Below are 16,547 nucleotides of genomic sequence, written 5' to 3' on the forward strand. Positions count from 1 at the left end.
TTTCGCTGGCGTTGTTGTTTTAACTGTTAGGCATAACTATGAGTCACTCAATTCATTAACTTCTAACATCCATCCCGCTTTATGCCAATATTCTTGTTCTGTTCGCATATCTGCTGCGAGCAATTTATTTTCTGTTGTCCAACCTTTAGGTAAGGTTAATTGCCAGTGTTCTTTATCGGCCTTAACTTTTATGTGTGGTAATGGTTCATCACTGCGCTGCCCATTTAACACCACGGCTATACGTAAGGTACGAATTAAGGGGTAAAGATGCTTACGTTTATAGATGGTCAATTCGGGCATTTCAGTCAGTTTTAATGTTTTACGTTGATAGCGTACTAATGTTGAAAGTACCGTTTGTTGTTCGATATTGAATCCAGGCATAGTGCTATACCGAAGTAAGTATGCACTATGGCGATGAAATCCGGGATAGCTAATATTTAGGCCAACCTCATGAAGTAACGCGCCCCATGATAGCAAGGTCGATAATTCATTTTTTTTCATGCCCGGTTGAGTATCTATTTGATCGTAAATTTCAATCGCAGTTGTTTGAACACGTTTCGCTTGTGTGGTGTCGATATTGTATTGTTTTGCCATTGCATCAGCGGTACGAATACGGATATCACTGTGACGGAATCGTTGCTCCATTTCATACAGTAACCCCTCGCGTAATGCGCCACTGGAAAAATGCATATCATCAATATCAAGTGCTTCAAACACAGCACTTAAAATCGCTACTCCGGCGGCAAAAACAGGCTTTCTCTCATCAGTTAAGCCCGGAAGTTCGAGATCATCTTGGTGTTTAAATGCACTAATTTGATCAAGTAATCGGTGTAAACGAGATGATGTGATCACGCCATCGCTATGACCTTGAGCGATTAACACTTCACGGATCGCTTTAATGGTGCCAGATGAACCTAAGGTTTTATCCCATCCAATATCGGTATATTTACTGGCGATACTTTCAAGCTTCTGGCGTGCAGCAAGTTGGGCCGCCGCAATGTTTTTACGGCTAAGTTTTCCATTAGAAAAAAAGAGTTTGTTGTAGCTTACACACCCCATATGCTTGCTATATAAAATATGGGTATCAAAGTCTTCACCAATGACTAATTCAGTGCTGCCGCCACCGATATCGATCACCAGTTTTTTACCTTTATCGGGTTGGGTATGTGCAACTCCAAGATAAATTAAGCGGGCTTCTTCTGTTCCGGGAATGATCTCGATGGGGAAGGGTAAAATACGCTCAGCTCGTTGGAGGAAAATATGGGCATTTTGCGCCTGACGTAACGTGTACGTTGCCGCGATACGGACATTTTCAGGTTTAAAGCCTTGTAGTCTTTCGGCAAACATTGCAAGGCAGCTTAAGCCGCGATTCATGGCGGCTTGATCAAGGTTTAAATGTTTATCAAGCCCAGATGCAAGGTGGACTCGTTGTTTATGACGACTGACAATTTGAAGGCTTTGACCAACAATGCGAGCCACAACCATATGAAAGCTATTTGAACCGATATCAATAGCTGCTATTTCACGAGGTTGTGGCGAAGAATTAGTTTTTGTCATCTTATTTCTCTGTTTTTTCAGCGTGCTTTTTCAGTTTCTTCTCGCTGTGTTTCAGATAATCATAAATGGCCGTTTGTGAGCGAATTTTACGTCTATTGCCACGCGGTACATAGTGGTTATGCATGCCTTCATCGATAATGCGTGCTTTGACGGTATCGCAAAGTTGGATATTGAGAATATCGATAATTCGTTGTTTTAACACCGGTGAATTAATAGGGCACCCAACTTCAATGCGGTTATCAATATTACGGCTCATCCAATCAGCAGATGAAATATAAACCTCATTATCACCATTATTTTCAAATACCGCGACGCGAGGGTGCTCTAGAAATCTGTCAATAATACTGATCGCAGTAATGTTTTCACTGATCCCTTTAATACCGGGGATTAATGAACACATACCTCGAACAATTAATTTGATTTTTACACCGCTATTACTGGCTTGATATAGCATATTAATCAAGCCTCTATCGACAAGGTTATTGACCTTAAGTGTAATACCTGATGGTAACTTTTGCTTGGCGTGAGCTATTTCTCTATCAATGAGTTCATACAATCGAGAGCGAGAGTTACGAGGAGAGACGATTAAATGGTTAAACTCAACGGGGCGATACGGGTTCGCAATATAAGCAAAGACTTGTTTTACTTCATCGGTAATGGCTTTATCACAGGTTAGGAGTGAAAAGTCAGTATAAATTCGAGCGGTTTTTTCATTAAAGTTACCCGTACCGATATGCGCATATCGAACCAGTTCGCCTGATTCTTTACGGGTAATTAGGCAAAGTTTGGAGTGGATTTTTAACCCCGGCACACCAAAAATAACGTTTACCCCAGCCTCTGTGAGACACCTTGCCCATTCAATATTAGCTTCTTCATCAAAGCGCGCTTGCAGTTCAACAACGACGGTTACATTCTTACCGTTGTTGGCAGCATCAATCATAGATTCAATAATGCGTGAATTTTTAGCGACACGATAAATATTGATTTTAATGCTACGAACTTTGGGATCGTAAGAGGCTTGTCGTACCAACTCTGTAATATGACTAAAGGTGTGGTACGGGTAATACAATAAAATATCTTGCGCTTTTATGGCATCAAAGGCATTACGAGCTGATGTGAATTGATAGCTTTTAATTGGTGGGAGATCTTTGTTCTCTAAATAGCTTCTACCGACATTAGGGAAACCAATAAAGTCTTTAAAATTGTGATAACGACCACCGGGGATCACACTGTCATAGCTTGATACTTGGAGTTTATCGCACAACACATTGATCATGTCACCGGGCATATCGCGTTGATACACAAAGCGTACAGGCATGGCAGTTAGGCGTTGATTTAACCCTTCTGACATTTGTTCTAGCAAGCTGTGCTCAACTTCTTGGCTGAGATCGTACTCTGCATCACGGGTCATTTTCATCGCAAATACGGCAAGATTGTCATATTCAAAAAAGCCGTTGAATAAATCATCGATACAAAGTCGAATAATATTATCAAGCAAGATAAGGGTTTTATGACGTTTCCCCTTCGTTTTCGGCAATTGAACAAAACGAGGCAGTTGATCGGTTGGGATCTCTATTAACGCATAATGGGTCTCATGGTTTTTAGTCATAGCGACAGCAAGATAGGAGCATTCATCCTTGAGGACTTGCAGTATGTCGACATCGTCAGTGAGTAAAATTGGGGTAACATGAGGCAAAATGGCGTGTTGGAAATAATGTTTCAACCATGCTTTCTGGCAGTCTTCTAACTGTAATTCATTGACTAAAAAGATATGACGACGCGCCATTTCTAATAATATTTCATTGTATAGCGTATCAAAATCTTGATTTAACTTTAGTACTCGACTTTGGATCTTACTCAATAATTGCTTGGCTTGATCACTGCCACCTTGTTCTTCATGAATTAAGATCTGGCGCTTCACATCAGCAAAGCGCACTTTGTAGAACTCATCTGTATTGCTGGAAAAAATACCGAGAAATCGTACTCGCTCAATGAGAGGAACAGACTTATCTGCTGCTTCTTGTAACACTCGTTCGTTAAAAGAGAGCCAACTTAGCTCTTTTTCAATATATAGATTTTCGGTAGTCATGCTCGGTGTTCGTCCTTGTTGCTTTGCATTACAAAATTAAGCTGTTTGTGGCAAATATAAGGTATTAGCGTTACAGTGAGATGTAAATTTGAGTGATTGTTTTATCAGCTAAATATTTTAATTATTGTTCAATATCTATGGTTAAATCATCGGCCAATAATTCTAATTGTTCTTGTACGGCATCAATAGTGAGATCGGTTGGTAGATCGAGTTGAAATTGCGCGGTAAAAATAGGGTATCCCCAGTTTGGTGCGCTTTCCGTTTTAGTTTTGAGCTTGTAGATGTTTATGCCCAGTTGATGTAGATGGGTAGTGACGTCTTTAACAATTCCTAACCGATCATTACCTGTCACGGTTAACTTCTGCATTTGCTGTTGTGAGGAAGCTTTGATTTGTGCCTCGACAATGTGGATCTGTAGCCCCGAAATTTGCGATAATGCATCGCTAAGTTGTTGAATATGTTGAGGGGAAACTTCAACCTGAACAATTCCAGCAAATTGGCCACTCAGTTGAGTTAATGAACTTTTTAGCCAATTTGCATGATTGTTATATACCGTGTCTGAAAGTTGCTCTACCAGTCCCGTTTTATCTTTACCTATAACAGTAATAATGAGTTGTTTCATTACAGCTCTCCTTATTTGTAATGGTTGTTGATGCAGTGACAATTAAGCAACAAACTGATTGATACTTATCAATAATTATCCTAATAACAATTTATGCTGTCTATGGCTGAAATGGACACAAATGAGTAAATGCGTAAGTTGTCATGATTTATTGATTGTTAATGACATTCTCTTTCAGTTCTGATTTATAAATCTGTGCGATATGTAATATTTGGAAAACATCACCTGTAATAAAAGTGTCATGTAATAGAAATACACTTTAGTTCGTATAAATAGGTTTGAGGTAATAATGGCACACGCCAGTTCGTTTTTAATGGGAGAAAATCATCTTCGCCGAATGAAAGATAAGTTAGCGCGCTTGGGTGTGACGGCTGGCGGTATTTTTGTACTTGTAACCTTGGTACTGATTTTTTTCTATTTACTCTACGTTATTGTTCCGATTTTCTCTTCTGTTTCGGTTAAACCAACCTCCCATTTCTCATTGACCTTGCCGGGTCACACTGCGCGAGTAGGAATTGATGATAGTAATACCTTAGCTTATCGTTTTACTACTGACGGTCAGGTAGATTTTATTCGTTTATCGCCACCGCCAGCATCAGGACAGGTGATTAAACAACAGACACTCGTTAATGATCCTACTGCGGTTGCAACCAGTTTGCCACGTGATGGATTGGTTGCCTATGCATTGGCGGGCGGGCAAGTAAAAATAGTGAAAGCTGATTTTAATTTCACGTTTGATCAAAACAAAAAGCAGCTATTTCCGGTTATTGATTACCCTGTTGGTAAAGCACCATTATCTGTCGTTGCTAAACAAGATGTTATTGATAAATTAGCCGTATCTGGGCGTGATAACACTATTATTTTAGCCGCTTATACTAACCAAGATAAGCTTTCAGTGGTTAGGTTCTCTCATTCTGAAATGAGCGCGTCAGGAGATAAAACATGGCACCAATTTCAATTTAATATTGATGATGTGCCAGCTAATGTTGAGCAGCTTGTATTAACGCCTGACGGTAAAACACTTTATGTATTAAGTGGTTCTACACTCTTTACTTACTCTCTTCAACGCCAGCAAGCGGTATTAAGACAAACAACAAAACTATCTAATGATAAAACAGTAACGCCAGAGAAAATTAATTTATTGTCAGGGGCGAACTCCTTATTAGTAACAAACTCTAATAATACGATCACCCAATGGTTTGAAGTGGTCAAAGATGAGAAACGTCAATTAGTGAAGGTGCGAGATTTCCTTTTTTCTTCTAGCCCTATCATGAAAATCGTTCCTGAGTATTACCGCAAAGGTTTTTTTGTTATTCAACAAGATGGTCGAGTATCGGCTTATTATACCTCTGAGCGTGATGTGATTTATCAAGAGCAGGTATTTGATACTGTCCCCCAAGATATCGCTATATCACCAAAAGCTAATATGTTGCTTACGCTAGATAATGGTAAGTGGCAAAGCTATAAAGTGAATAACTCTCATCCGGATATTGGTATTTCATCACTGTGGCAAAAAGTGTGGTATGAGGGATATCCTGAGCCTGATTACGTTTGGCAATCAACATCAGCGAGTGATGAGTTTGAACCTAAATTGAGCTTGGTACCGATTATTTTCGGTACATTGAAAGCTGCGGTTTATTCAATGTTATTTGCGATACCGCTGGCACTGGCGGGGGCGATTTATACCGCTTACTTCATGTCATCTAAAGTGCGCCGATTGATTAAACCAACGATTGAATTAATGGAAGCTTTACCGACGGTTATCTTAGGTTTTTTAGCTGGAATTTGGCTTGCACCTATCGTTGATCAGAACCTGACAGGGGTTGCCTTAAGTTTTATTACCTTGCCTATAAGCATGATTGTGATTGGTTTTATTTGGTCGATGCTACCTGGACAATGGCGATCACGGATCCCTCATGGTTTTCATATCGCTATTTTGATCCCGATGATAATACTTGTCGGTTATGGTTGTTTTGCTGTTAGTCCTTGGTTGTCCCAGTGGCTATTTGGCAGCGATTTACAAAGTTATTTATCTCATCATTATGGTATTGGGTACGATCAACGTAATGCCTTAATTGTCGGCATCGCAATGGGTTTTGCGGTGATCCCAACTATTTTCACGATTGCAGAAGATGCGGTGTTCTCTGTACCTAGTCATTTAACGAAAGGCTCACTGGCATTAGGTGCGACTCAATGGCAAACCTTAACCAAGGTGGTATTGCTAACAGCAAGCCCGGGGATTTTTTCTGCTGTAATGATGGGGCTAGGTCGAGCTGTTGGAGAAACAATGATTGTATTGATGGCTACGGGGAATACACCTGTCATGGATTGGGATTTATTACAGGGGTTAAGAACGTTGGCAGCAACCATTGCGATTGAAATGCCTGAATCTGAAGTGGCAAGTTCGCATTATCGAGTATTGTTTTTAGCGGCGTTTGTATTATTCGTCTTTACCTTTGTATTCAATACAATCGCTGAGGTTGTGAGGCAACGTTTACGTGAAAAATACAGTTCACTATAAGAGAGGGGGATGATCATGATTAAATGGTTTAAATCCGGCTCTCCTTGGATTTGGGTAACTGCGGGGGCGGTTAGCTTAAGCCTTGTTGCTGTTTTAGGATTGCTATTACTTATTGGTTATAAAGGATTAAGCTACTTTTGGCCCTCACCTGTTTATCAATTCGATATCGATATTGCAGGTAAAAACCAAACCGTGATTGGTGAGTTGTATGACAGTAAAGCGATCCCGTTGCAACAATTGCGTGAAGCTGGGGTTGATGTGTCTCATATGCCAGGTCCGGTTGAGATGCGTTATCTCATTAAGATTGGTAATCGTGAACGAGTGGGGACTGACTTTTTTACGGTATTAAAAAGCCAAATAAAGCACCAAGAAATAGCGAAGAATATTGCAGTTGTCGATCGAGAAACGAATGGTAAGTTTTATGGCTATCCTATCGCAATAATGGCAAATGGTGTGCGTAATAGCATGGACTATTTACCTGTCGCGTTAAGTGAAGCTTCTGAAATTCGAGCCGAATTAAAGAAACTACAACAGATTGAAATTGCAGATACGAATTGGCATTTAGAAAAACTACGTTTAGAAAAGCGTCAATTAGCCTTAAAAGATAAATTAACGCCTGATGAAAAAGCACGAATTGAACGTGAGGAACTGAACTATAAAACGATTTATAAAAATATTGAAAATCGTTTGTTTTCATTACAGTCTCAATTAGATAGTGCCAGTTTATTACTTCGAGATAGTCAAGGTAAAACTATTACCTTATCGATGTCTCAAGTACTAGATATGTGGTATCCCAATAATTTAACCTTTATTGAAAAGTTTCAGCATTGGGGGAAACAGGTTTATAAGTTTTTAACCGAAGCGCCCCGTGAAGCTAATACCGAAGGCGGTGTTTTTCCGGCAATCTTTGGTACGGTATTTATGGTATTGCTAATGAGTGTCATGGTGACGCCATTAGGTGTGTTAGCCGCAATTTATCTTCATGAATATGCAGGGAATAATAACTTTACAAAGGTCATACGTATTGCGGTGATTAATCTTGCGGGTGTACCGTCTATTGTCTACGGAGTGTTCGGGTTAGGCTTTTTTGTGTACATGGTAGGGGGGACAATTGATGATGTCTTTTTCTCTGCCCAATTGCCGACACCAACATTTGGCACCCCTGGGATTTTATGGTCGGCATTAACATTGGCGATCATGACATTACCGGTTGTTATTGTTTCAACAGAAGAAGGTTTATCGCGAATACCGAGTTCGGTGAGAAATGGTTCTTTGGCATTAGGCGCAACTCAAGCTGAAACGTTATGGCGTATAGTGCTCCCTATGGCAAGCCCTGCAATTATGACCGGGTTGATTTTAGCGGTGGCAAGGGCAGCGGGAGAAGTAGCACCTTTAATGTTAGTTGGAGTTGTAAAAATGGCACCAACATTGCCCGTTGATGTTCATTTTCCTTTTGTTCACCTTGATCGTAAGTTTATGCATTTGGGGTATCATATTTATGATGTTGCGTTCCAAAGCCCGAATGTTGAAGCGGCAAGACCCTTGGTTTACGCGACGTCATTTTTATTAGTGACGGTGATTGTAAGTTTGAATTTAACCGCAATTGGGATCCGTAATCATCTGCGTGAAAAATTTCGCTCGTTAGAGTTGTGAGCCAACGTAGTGCGATGAGTATTCGATTATTAACAGAGAGAACATTATGTATTCTGCTTCACCATCAATAGGTTTATTTGAACCCGTCGATCTCTCTTCGTTACCCGATGAGCAAACGGCATTATCGATTGAAGGTTTGAACCTACACTATGGTAAAACGCAAGCTTTGTATAATATCAATATGCGTATTCCTAAAGGTCAGGTTACTGCATTTATCGGCCCTTCAGGTTGTGGTAAATCAACGTTATTAAGTTGTATTAACCGAATGAACGATTTGATTGAAGGCTGTCATGTCGATGGTAAAATCATGCTACATGGGCAGAACATCTACGATAAAAAAGTTGATGTTGCGTCATTACGTCGTCGTGTAGGGATGGTGTTTCAACGCCCGAATCCATTTCCTAAATCTATATATGAAAATGTGGTTTATGGTTTACGTCTACAAGGGATCAGTGATCGACGTATTTTAGATGATGCGGTTGAAAGTTCATTGCGTTCGGCAGCGTTATGGGATGAAGTAAAAGACAGGTTGCATGAAAATGCGTTTGGTTTATCAGGAGGCCAACAGCAGCGTTTAGTGATTGCGCGTGCGATTGCTATTGAGCCTGAAATATTGCTACTTGATGAGCCGACCTCAGCACTTGATCCAATATCAACCTTAACGATTGAAGAGTTGATTAATGATCTAAAAGCCAAATATACCGTGATTATCGTGACACATAACATGCAACAAGCGGCACGGGTGTCAGATCAAACAGCTTTTATCTATATGGGAGAGCTGGTGGAGTATTCGAGCACCAATGATATATTCACCACCCCAAGAGAAAAACGTACTGAAGATTATATTACAGGACGTTATGGTTAAGGACACACCATCATGTTAAATAACATTAGCCTTGGTCGACATATTTCTGGTCAGTTTAATCATGAACTAGAAAGTATTCGCACCCATGTTTTAGCGATGGGCGGCTTAGTTGAACAGCAGTTAGCTGATGCCTTAAAAGCACTTCATAAACAAGAAGAAGATTTAGCAAAACGAGTGATCCAAGATGATCGCAAAGTTAATGCAATGGAAGTTGCAATCGATGAGGCATGTACGCGTATTATTGCTAAACGCCAACCCACCGCCAGTGATTTACGTCTTGTTATCGCTATTATAAAAACCATTACTGATTTAGAACGTATCGGTGATGTAGCGGAAAGTATTGCTAAAGTCGCATTAGGTAATTTTACTAATAAGCAATATAACTTGTTGGCATCGCTAGAATCTTTAGGTCAAAACGCAGTACGCATGTTGCATGAAGTATTAGATGCTTTCGCCCGTATGGATGTTAAAGCCGCGATTGATGTGTACCAAACTGATGATCGGATAGATCGAGAATATGAAGCGATTATTCGTCAACTCATGACCTACATGAAAGAAGATCCCGATTCTATTCCAAGTGTGATGAAGGTGATGTGGGCGGCGCGCTCTATTGAGCGAGTGGGAGATCGTTGCCAAAATATTTGTGAATACATTATCTATTTCGTGCAAGGTAAAGATATTCGCCACACTAATCCAGAAGATATTACCAACTTCCTATAATACACCGGATATATGAATCATTAATAAGGGCGCTTAGCTTTATTTAGAAGCTTAGCGCTCTTTTTTATTTATGTTCATTTACACGGCTTATTCTCTTCTCAGCTTATGTTTGACACTTTTGATCGTATCAATATTTGTCACTGGGATTTGAAAATCATCAAAGACGGCGTTGCCCATATGTGCACTTGAAGTGCGATTTAATATTTTACTGGGCCGTGTTGTTTTACCAGAAAGATGCACTTCTTTTATTCCCGTCTCAGCAACTAAGGTTTGAACATTATCTGGTGTAACGCCAGCGCCCGCCATAATACTGAGCCTATCACCACAATAGTTGACCATTTTTTTGATCATGGCAGTGCCTTCAGGTGCGGTGGCTTGAAGCCCAGATGTCAGTACTCGCTCGCAGCCGCAACTCATGATGGTATCTAGTGCTGCAAAAGGGTCGACACATTGGTCGATGGCTCGATGAAAAGTCACCCCTAACCCTTTCGCTTGTTTGATTAAGCTCGCAATGGTTGTGCTATCAATAAGGCTTTGTTCTGTCAGTGCGCCAATGACTATTCCTTGTAATCCTGCTTGATGGGCTGCATGAATATCGGCAAGCATGATTTCAATATCACCACCACTGAATAAAAAGTCACCTTGGCGTGGTCTGATCATGGCGTAAACCGGAATGTGTGCTTGTTTTGCGGCTAATTGCATAAAACCAGAACTTGGCGTTAATCCGCCTAGTGCAAGGGAAGAACACAACTCGATGCGTGTAGCACCACCTTGTTGGGCATAGTGGAGTGATTCAAGATTATCGATACAAACTTCAAGTTGAATAGACATAATTTTTAATGAATTAAAAAGCGTGTCTTGCAGTGTAGAGGATTAGCAAGATAGGAGCGAACAGAGACAGGATATAATGTGCGGTTGGTTGTGAATTATAGATAAAAAAAGGGCCTGGTATAATCCAGGCCTCATTATATTTCTTATCTTTGAGCTGACTTTAGCTTTATATTTAGCTGATTGTCAGAGATAACACCGTGAGCATGGTGTTATTAGGTAATTACTTCTTACCTAGGTCTGCAGTGTGCTCAGATAGGTAGTCCGCTACACCTTTTGGTGATGCGTCCATACCAGCTTTACCTTCTTCCCACTGTGCTGGACATACTTCACCGTGTTTCTGGTGGAAGTTTAATGCGTCAACCATACGTAGCATTTCGTCGATGTTACGGCCTAGAGGTAGGTCGTTAACAACTTGGTGACGTACAAGGCCATCTTCGTCGATTAGGAAAGAACCACGGAAAGCAACACCTGCTTCTGGGTGCTCAACGTCGTAAGCTTTACAAATTTCATGCTTAACGTCAGCAATTAGTGGGTACTTAACTTGACCGATACCGCCATCTTCAACAGCAGTGTTACGCCATGCATTGTGAGAGAATTGAGAATCGATAGAAACACCAATTACTTCAACACCTTTCGCTTGGAAATCTTCGAAACGCTTGTCAAAAGCGATTAGCTCAGATGGACATACGAACGTGAAGTCTAGTGGGTAGAAGAAAACTACCGCTTTTTTACCTTTAGTGAACTCTGCAAAGTTGAAGTTATCAACGATTTCGCCGTTACCTAGAACAGCTGCAGCAGTAAAATCTGGTGCTTGACGACCTACTAGTACCATTTTGGTGCTCCTGAAATATTGGGTTTTGCTAACCTTTAGTGATTAGCTCCATACTTGGACGAGACAAACTATAGCCAAACTGTTAAATTGAAAAAAGCGGAATAAACAGATTGAAGTAATCGAAAAATACGATGAATAAGTTTCCCTCGTTAAAACAATTGCATTACCTAGTTACTTTATCGGAAACACGGCACTTTGGCGAAGCGGCAAAAAAGTGTTTTGTGAGTCAGTCGACACTTAGTTCAGGGATCCAGAATTTAGAAGATTTATTGAGTTGCCAGCTCATTGAACGTGATAATAAATCCCTTGTTTTTACTAGTATGGGAGATGAGGTTGTGGTGCGTTCGCGAGAGTTACTGGCTCGCAGCCAAGATTTAATTGAACTGTCCCATTCTGCCGGTGATGGCATGGAAGGTCCTCTTCGTGTGGGATGTATTCCAACGATAGCGCCTTTCCTATTGTGTGATTTGGTGCAGGAGGTTAATCGATGTTATCCCAACCTTAACTTACTTTTACGAGAAGATACGACCACGAATTTACTTGCCGCTTTACGCAATGGTGAAATGGATGTTCTGATCCTTGCACTACCGATTGAGATTAACGGTATGCACAGTAAAGTGGTTGGGCGTGATGCATTTAAAATGGTGATCAGTAAAAACCAAGCTGAACGTGTCTCTGTACCGTTACGTTATGCTGATTTACCTGATGAATCCGTCTTCTTACTAGAAAAAGAGCATTGTTTAACTGAGCATGCTGTTTCTGCGTGTAAGCTAACAACGAAAGAAAAAATTAATCCATTCACTGCAACTAGCTTGCATACCTTGGTTCAGATGGTAGCCAATGGATTAGGAACGACATTTATTCCCCAAATGGCAATTGAGCACGGTATCTTAGATAACCAGAATCTGGTGGTGATTGAACCACCAGGCCAAGCGGCATTTCGTGAAATAGGATTAGTTTGGCGACCAACGTCTAGTAGGGTTAATACCTTTGAAAAGCTTGCCTCTCTCGTTGAAACCTTATTATAAGTAAATTATCACTATATTAGAGAAGTCTGAATGGGTGCCGTTATTATTTGAAATGATAATAAGTGGTATTTTTCAGGCTTTTTTTATTTAACTTTGTCGTCATAATAAAAAATCATTAATTTGGATTAAAATATTGAAAATTAATAATTGAACGGAATTTTAATCTTTTTGTTGTTGTGGGTTTAAGTTGCTGTTTTGATGGATTATTTTGTTTTGCATCACAAACAAAGAATAGTGATATTTATCAGTATATTCCTCCTTTGTTTAACTACTGTCTTAATAATTACTTTTAAAATATATTAAATCAGATAATTACCTTTCTTTGATAAAATTATTTTTGTTTAAAACAAATATTATCAATAAATTCAAATTACTTGATTTTGTAATAAAATTACGTAACTACATACAAAAAATATCATTATTAAAACAAATTATTGATTCCGAGTTATTTACTGACTTTTGTTTTAATTTAGTGTTTTGACTTTTTACTCTAATTTTTTTAACTATTTGTTTTAATTTAATTTTGTCGTTTTATTGTGATTTTAATCAGAAACGGTGAAATTTGCTTTTTGTTATATGTTGCGGCAACGTAAAGGGAAAGTTAAGAAATAAACAGTATTAAAAAGCTCTTGAGGCTTATTGATAAAAGTAGTGATTAAGTTACAAGGATGGGGCGTTATGGCAGATACAGCGGTTCAATCTAATTACCAAATGAAATTATCATTACAGCAACCGTTAACAGAAACTCAGCGTGAAATCCTAACTGATGACGCTTTGCTTTTCTTAGAACGTTTAGTGGATCGTTTTGCAGAACGTGTTCCATTGTTGCTAGAAGATAGAGAACGTCGTCAATGTCTGATAGATAAAGGGCAATTACCCGACTTCAATCCTGAAACAGAATCTATTCGACAAGCTGAATGGAAAATTCAGAATATTCCAGCAGATTTGCAAGACCGACGAGTTGAAATAACAGGTCCAGTCGATCGTAAAATGGTTATTAATGCACTTAACTCTAATGTAAAAGTGTTTATGGCTGACTTTGAGGATTCCTTCGCGCCTGCATGGAATGAAGTTATTGAAGGTCAGCGTAATCTACGGGATGCGGTGAATGGTACGATTAGCTATACCAACCCCAACACTGGTAAGCATTATCAACTTGCTGATGATCCTGCAGTATTAATCTGCCGTGTGAGGGGATTACACCTTCCAGAAAAACATGTTCTGTGGAATGGAAAACCCATCCCAGGGGCGCTATTAGACTTTGCCTTATACTTTTTCCTTAATCAAAAAGCATTGTTAGAAAAAGGCAGTGGTCCTTATTTCTACCTACCAAAACTACAGGCATATCGTGAAGCCGCATGGTGGAGTGATGTATTTAGTTACACCGAAGATGAATTCGGTTTAACGCGCGGAACGATTAAAGCAACGGTACTTATTGAAACATTACCTGCTGTGTTTGAAATGGACGAAATTCTTTTTAGTTTGAAAGAACACATTGTTGGGCTTAATTGCGGTCGTTGGGATTATATCTTTAGTTACATTAAAACACTTCGTCAGTATCCCGATCGTATCTTGCCAGATCGCCAAGTTGTAACAATGGAAAAACCGTTTCTTAATGCTTATTCACGTTTACTGGTGAAAACCTGTCACCGTCGTGGCGCATTTGCGATGGGAGGCATGGCTGCTTTTATTCCATCTAAAGAAGTAGATCGTCAAGCATGGGTGCTTAATAAGATTCAAACAGATAAAGCACTTGAAGCGAGTAATGGTCATGACGGTACATGGGTTGCACATCCAGGTTTGGCTGACACCGCTTGTGGAGTCTTTGATCAGGTACTTGGTGATCGTAAAAATCAATTAGATATTACCCGAGATGACGATGCGCCGATTACTGCCGATGAGTTATTAGCACCGTGTGATGGTGAACGCACAGAAGAGGGGATGCGTCATAACATTCGTGTTGCGGTGCAATATATCGAAGCTTGGATCTCCGGAAATGGCTGTGTACCTATCTATGGCTTAATGGAAGATGCAGCAACAGCTGAAATATCGCGTGCTTCAATATGGCAATGGATTAAACATGGTAAAGCATTATCAAACGGTAAAGTCGTAACTAAAGCTTTATTTGAGCAAATGCTAATAGAAGAAATGAGAGTTGTAGAAGCTGAGGTCGGTGACGAGCGATTTAAGCAAGGGCGATTTGATGAAGCTGCAGCATTAATGGCAAAACTAACGACAAGTGAAGAGTTAGATAATTTCTTAACCCTTCATGGCTATGAATATTTGAATTAAACGCAGTCGCGTTTGAGTAAAACTGAGGATCCGCGGTAGTTGAGGGTAAGCAGTAATAGAACCACCTTAGAACGTAATATCAATTGACCATCATACCAACGGATTAATGCGGACAGAGACGAGGGATACCACTATGACATTAACACGCCAACAGCAAATCGAAGCAATTGAAAAAGACTGGGCAGAAAACCCACGTTGGAAACATGTTAAACGCACATACACTGCGGAAGAAGTCATTAACCTGCGCGGCTCATTTGCACCTGCAAATACGATTGCCCAGCGTGGTGCAGATAAATTATGGCAATTAGTGAATGGTGATGCCAAAAAAGGCTATGTAAATTGTCTTGGCGCTTTAACTGGCGGTCAGGCAGTACAACAAGCAAAAGCTGGTATTGAAGCGATTTATTTATCAGGTTGGCAGGTTGCGGCTGATAATAATACCGCATCGACCATGTATCCTGATCAATCTCTCTATCCTGTCGATTCAGTACCAGCGGTTGTTAAGCGTATCAATAATTCGTTCCGTCGCGCAGATCAAATTCAGTGGGCGAATGGTGGTACTCCTGAAGATGGCGTTGATTACTTTTTACCTATTGTTGCTGACGCAGAAGCTGGATTTGGTGGCGTATTAAATGCGTATGAATTAATGCGTAGCATGATTGAAGCAGGGGCAGCTGGTGTTCACTTTGAAGACCAATTAGCATCGGTGAAAAAATGTGGTCATATGGGCGGCAAGGTACTAGTACCAACACAAGAAGCTGTACAAAAGTTAGTTGCAGCTCGTCTTGCGGCTGACGTGGCGGGAACAACGACTTTAGTGATTGCTCGTACTGATGCCAATGCAGCAGACTTATTAACATCCGATTGCGATCCTTATGATAAAGATTTCATTATTGGAGAGCGTAGTTCAGAAGGCTTTTACCGTGTTCGTGCTGGGATTGATCAAGCTATTGCCCGTGGCTTAGCGTATGCGCCTTACGCTGATTTAATTTGGTGTGAAACAGCAACGCCATGCTTAGAAGAAGCACGTAAGTTTGCAGAAGCCATTCATGAACAATACCCAGATCAACTACTGGCTTATAACTGTTCACCTTCTTTTAACTGGGAGAAAAACCTTGATGCTGAAACCATTGCTAAATTCCAGCAAGAACTTTCAGACATGGGCTATAAGTACCAGTTCATTACATTAGCGGGTATTCATAATATGTGGTTCAACATGTTTGAATTAGCCCATGCTTATGCGCAAGGTGAAGGAATGCGTCATTACGTTGAAAAAGTTCAGCGCCCTGAGTTTGAAGCGGCCGATAAAGGTTATACCTTTGTTGCTCACCAGCAAGAAGTGGGAACAGGGTACTTTGATACCATGACCAATACTATTCAAGGTGGTAATTCTTCAGTGACCGCATTGACTGGGTCTACAGAAGAAGAGCAGTTTAAGTAAACGTAAAAACAGTTTTAAGATAACGTGTTTATAGTAGTGACTATCCTAGCAGTGTTGTTATCGACAGTACTCATGTATTAAGCCGCATATAATACG

At 40.2% G+C, this 16,547-nt stretch carries 11 protein-coding genes and 1 pseudogene; 7 read left to right on the forward strand and 5 right to left on the reverse strand.

Annotation, left to right across the window (positions count from 1 at the left end):
• Nucleotides 1-36: 36 nt before the first annotated feature.
• The 3 genes and pseudogenes from ppx to BTO08_RS01485 all read right to left on the reverse strand — a co-directional run bounded on the left by ppx (nucleotide 37) and on the right by BTO08_RS01485 (nucleotide 4,268).
• Nucleotides 37-1,557 carry an exopolyphosphatase gene (gene ppx / locus BTO08_RS01475; RefSeq protein WP_105059601.1) on the reverse strand — a complete coding sequence of 507 codons (1,521 nt, stop codon included), beginning with the start codon at nucleotides 1,555-1,557 and terminating at the stop codon, nucleotides 37-39.
• 1 nt (nucleotide 1,558) lies between these two features.
• Nucleotides 1,559-3,655, reverse strand: a pseudogene (gene ppk1, locus BTO08_RS01480) (polyphosphate kinase 1); the annotation flags it as partial.
• 112 nt (nucleotides 3,656-3,767) lie between these two features.
• Entirely contained in the window at nucleotides 3,768-4,268 is a 501-nt protein-coding gene (locus tag BTO08_RS01485) for a glycine cleavage system protein R (protein ID WP_105059603.1), read from the reverse strand.
• Between the two features lie 289 nt (nucleotides 4,269-4,557).
• Here BTO08_RS01485 and BTO08_RS01490 point away from each other — a divergent pair, with 289 nt between their 5' ends.
• The 4 genes from BTO08_RS01490 to phoU are packed head-to-tail and all read left to right on the forward strand — an operon-like array spanning nucleotide 4,558 to nucleotide 10,027.
• Nucleotides 4,558-6,789 (forward strand): ABC transporter permease subunit, encoded by a 2,232-nt coding sequence (locus tag BTO08_RS01490; protein ID WP_105059604.1) that lies wholly within the window; start codon nucleotides 4,558-4,560, stop codon nucleotides 6,787-6,789.
• A gap of 15 nt (nucleotides 6,790-6,804) precedes the next feature.
• The gene (gene pstA, locus BTO08_RS01495; protein ID WP_105061291.1) at nucleotides 6,805-8,442 is read left to right on the forward strand and encodes a phosphate ABC transporter permease PstA; all 1,638 of its coding nucleotides are present in this window, start codon (nucleotides 6,805-6,807) and stop codon (nucleotides 8,440-8,442) included.
• 46 nt (nucleotides 8,443-8,488) lie between these two features.
• Entirely contained in the window at nucleotides 8,489-9,307 is an 819-nt protein-coding gene (gene pstB / locus BTO08_RS01500) for a phosphate ABC transporter ATP-binding protein PstB (RefSeq protein WP_045148217.1), read from the forward strand.
• Nucleotides 9,308-9,319: 12 nt separating this feature from the next.
• Complete coding sequence (gene phoU / locus BTO08_RS01505) at nucleotides 9,320-10,027, forward strand: phosphate signaling complex protein PhoU (RefSeq protein WP_006646297.1); 708 nt, start codon at nucleotides 9,320-9,322, stop codon at nucleotides 10,025-10,027.
• Nucleotides 10,028-10,114: 87 nt separating this feature from the next.
• Here the strand turns inward: phoU and BTO08_RS01510 are convergent, their stop codons facing one another.
• Both BTO08_RS01510 and BTO08_RS01515 read right to left on the reverse strand, forming a co-directional pair.
• A complete protein-coding gene (locus tag BTO08_RS01510) occupies nucleotides 10,115-10,858 on the reverse strand; it encodes a copper homeostasis protein CutC (RefSeq protein ID WP_105059605.1) in 744 nt (247 codons plus the stop codon).
• A 220-nt stretch (nucleotides 10,859-11,078) separates the two neighbouring features.
• A complete protein-coding gene (locus BTO08_RS01515; protein WP_005369328.1) occupies nucleotides 11,079-11,690 on the reverse strand; it encodes a peroxiredoxin C in 612 nt (203 codons plus the stop codon).
• A 131-nt stretch (nucleotides 11,691-11,821) separates the two neighbouring features.
• On the opposite strand from BTO08_RS01515, the gene BTO08_RS01520 reads away from it, so the two are divergent.
• From BTO08_RS01520 to aceA, 3 genes are all read left to right on the forward strand, one after another.
• Nucleotides 11,822-12,718 carry a hydrogen peroxide-inducible genes activator gene (locus tag BTO08_RS01520; RefSeq protein WP_005369327.1) on the forward strand — a complete coding sequence of 299 codons (897 nt, stop codon included), beginning with the start codon at nucleotides 11,822-11,824 and terminating at the stop codon, nucleotides 12,716-12,718.
• Between the two features lie 678 nt (nucleotides 12,719-13,396).
• On the forward strand, nucleotides 13,397-15,010 hold the full coding sequence (aceB, locus tag BTO08_RS01525; protein ID WP_105059606.1) for a malate synthase A: 1,614 nt from the start codon (nucleotides 13,397-13,399) through the stop codon (nucleotides 15,008-15,010).
• 133 nt (nucleotides 15,011-15,143) lie between these two features.
• Nucleotides 15,144-16,451 carry an isocitrate lyase gene (aceA, locus tag BTO08_RS01530; protein ID WP_005369322.1) on the forward strand — a complete coding sequence of 436 codons (1,308 nt, stop codon included), beginning with the start codon at nucleotides 15,144-15,146 and terminating at the stop codon, nucleotides 16,449-16,451.
• Nucleotides 16,452-16,547 lie beyond the last annotated feature (96 nt).

The sequence above is a fragment of the Photobacterium angustum genome, assembly GCF_002954615.1.
GTDB lineage: Bacteria > Pseudomonadota > Gammaproteobacteria > Enterobacterales > Vibrionaceae > Photobacterium > Photobacterium angustum_A.